The organism is Lactobacillus sp. UMNPBX1 (assembly GCF_002554085.1).
In the GTDB taxonomy this organism is placed as follows: domain Bacteria; phylum Bacillota; class Bacilli; order Lactobacillales; family Lactobacillaceae; genus Lactobacillus; species Lactobacillus crispatus.
The window spans coordinates 1-3,198 of the sequence record NZ_PCZI01000039.1 but is presented as its reverse complement, the minus strand read 5'-3'; the positions used below and the strand labels follow the sequence as shown (position 1 = coordinate 3,198).

2 rRNA genes are annotated in these 3,198 nt (G+C 49.7%); both read left to right on the top strand.

The features are described from left to right. Positions 1-101 precede the first annotated feature (101 nt). Positions 102-3,009: ribosomal RNA gene (locus tag CP352_RS10600) — 23S ribosomal RNA — on the top strand. A 70-nt stretch (positions 3,010-3,079) separates the two neighbouring features. Further along, positions 3,080-3,196 (top strand): 5S ribosomal RNA (gene rrf, locus CP352_RS10595). Positions 3,197-3,198 lie beyond the last annotated feature (2 nt).

Below are 3,198 nucleotides of genomic sequence, written 5' to 3'. Positions count from 1 at the left end.
AAAGAGCTAGTACATTGAAAACTGAATATAATCCAAGCAAAAAACCGAGACAATCAAAGAGAACAGATTGTAGAGCGACCGAGAAGAGAATTCTTGAGTAAGGTCAAGTAGAAAAGGGCGCACGGTGAATGCCTAGGCACTAACAGCCGAAGAAGGACGTGACGAACTACGAAAAGCTTCGGGGAGCGGTAAGTACGCAGTGATCCGGAGATATCCGAATGGGGGAACCCAATGCAGAGATGCATTATTGATTAGTGAATAGATAGCTAATCAAAGGAAGACGCAGTGAACTGAAACATCTAAGTAGCTGCAGGAAGAGAAAGAAAGATCGATTTCCTTAGTAGCGGCGAGCGAAGAGGAAAGAGCCCAAACCAAGTGATTTATCATTTGGGGTTGTAGGACTGCGACGTGGCAGTGTAAGAGATAGTTGAATTATCTGGGAAGGTAAGCCAGAGAGGGTGAGAGCCCCGTAAGCGAAATCTCAAGCACGCCTAGCAGAATCCTGAGTAGGCCGGGACACGAGGAATCCCGGTTGAAACCGCGAGGACCATCTCGCAAGGCTAAATACTAGTTAGTGACCGATAGTGAACCAGTACCGTGAGGGAAAGGTGAAAAGAACCCCGGAAGGGGAGTGAAAAAGAACCTGAAACCGTGTGTCTACAAGTAGTCAAAGCACATTAAAGTGCAATGGCGTGCCTTTTGTAGAATGAACCGGCGAGTTACGTTATCTAGCGAGGTTAAGTCAGAAAAGACGGAGCCGGAGCGAAAGCGAGTCTTAATAGGGCGAAAAGTTAGGTGACGTAGACCCGAAACCAAGTGACCTACCCATGACCAGGCTGAAGGTGTGGTAAAACGCACTGGAGGGCCGAACCCACGTAAGTTAAAAATTGCGGGGATGAGTTGTGGGTAGCGGTGAAATTCCAAACGAACTTGGAGATAGCTGGTTCTCTCCGAAATAGCTTTAGGGCTAGCCTCGTGGAGAGGATAATGGAGGTAGAGCTCTGTTTGGACTAGGGGCCCGTCAGGGGTTACTGAATCCAGATAAACTACGAATTCCAGATATCCATACACGGGAGTCAGACTGCGAGTGATAAGATCCGTAGTCGAAAGGGAAACAGCCCAGATCACCAGTTAAGGTCCCCAAATCTATGCTAAGTGGAAAAGGATGTGGAGTTGCGTAGACAACTAGGACGTTGGCTCAGAAGCAGCCATCATTCAAAGAGTGCGTAATAGCTCACTAGTCGAGTGGCGCTGCGCCGAAAATTTACCGGGGCTAAGCATAGTACCGAAACTGTGGATGTGTTTTAAAGAGCACGTGGTAGGAGAGCGTTCTAAGGGCGGAGAAGTTGAATCGAGAGGATCAATGGAGCGCTTAGAAGTGAGAATGCCGGTATGAGTAGCGAAAGATAGGTGAGAATCCTATCCGCCGAAAGACTAAGGTTTCCTGGGGCAGGCTCGTCCGCCCAGGGTAAGTCGGGACCTAAGGCAAGGCCGAGAGGCGTAGTCGATGGATAACAGGTAGAGATTCCTGTACTGTGTCAAATCGTTAAGAGCGAAGGAGGGACGCAGGAGGTGAAGCACGCATCGCGATGGAACGATGTTCAAGCAACAAGTGCGGTTAAGAGTCAAATGCTTCTAACCAGCAACACGAGTTGTGAAGAGGAGTGAATTAAAAGTAGCGAAGGTGTGGTAATCACACTGCCAAGAAAAGCTTCTAGCCAGAGATGACATACCCGTACCGCAAACCGACACAGGTAGTCGAGTGGAGAACACTAAGGTGAGCGAGAGAACTCTCGTTAAGGAACTCGGCAAAATGACCCCGTAACTTCGGAAGAAGGGGTGCTAGCCAAGAGATTGGTTAGCCGCAGTGAATAGGCCCAAACAACTGTTTATCAAAAACACAGGTCTCTGCAAAATCGTAAGATGACGTATAGAGGCTGACACCTGCCCGGTGCTGGAAGGTTAAGAGGAGAGCTTAGCGTAAGCGAAGGTTTGAATTGAAGCCCCAGTAAACGGCGGCCGTAACTATAACGGTCCTAAGGTAGCGAAATTCCTTGTCGGGTAAGTTCCGACCTGCACGAAAGGTGTAATGATTTGGGCACTGTCTCAACGAGAGACTCGGTGAAATTATAATACCCGTGAAGATGCGGGTTACCCGCGACAGGACGGAAAGACCCCATGGAGCTTCACTGTAGCTTGATATTGAGTATCTTTTAAACATGTACAGGATAGGTAGGAGCCAGAGAAGATAGGACGCTAGTCTTATTGGAGGCAATGTTGGGATACTACCCTTGTTTGAAGGATGCTCTAACCTCGACTTGTAAGCCAGGCCAGGGACAGTGTCAGGTGGGCAGTTTGACTGGGGCGGTCGCCTCCTAAAGTGTAACGGAGGCGCTCAAAGGTTCCCTCAGAATGGTTGGAAATCATTCGCAGAGTGTAAAGGTATAAGGGAGCTTGACTGCGAGAGAGACAACTCGAGCAGGTAGGAAACTAGGACTTAGTGATCTGGTGGTACCGTATGGAAGGGCCATCACTCAACGGATAAAAGCTACCCTGGGGATAACAGGCTTATCTCCCCCAAGAGTTCACATCGACGGGGAGGTTTGGCACCTCGATGTCGGCTCGTCGCATCCTGGGGCTGAAGTCGGTCCCAAGGGTTGGGCTGTTCGCCCATTAAAGCGGCACGCGAGCTGGGTTCAGAACGTCGTGAGACAGTTCGGTCCCTATCCGTCGTGGGCGTAGGAAATTTGAGAGGAGCTGTCCTTAGTACGAGAGGACCGGGATGGACGCACCGCTGGTGTACCAGTTGTTCCGCCAGGAGCATCGCTGGGTAGCTATGTGCGGAAGGGATAAGCGCTGAAAGCATCTAAGTGCGAAGCCCCCCTCAAGATGAGATTTCCTTTGCGTAAGCAGTAAGACACCTCAGAGACGATGAGGTAGATAGGCTGGGAGTGGAAGTCCTGTGAAGGATGGAGCGGACCAGTACTAATCAGTCGAGGACTTGACCAAAGCGAAGCAAACTGGAAGGTTTTTTGCGAGAAGGATTATGTTTAGTTTTGAGTGTAAAAGCTCAAAAGAGTACGGTGGCGAAAGCAAGAAGGATACACCTGTTCCCATGCCGAACACAGAAGTTAAGCTTCTTAACGCCGAAAGTAGTTGGTGGGCAACTGCCTGCGAGGAAAGGAAGCTGCCGTGCTC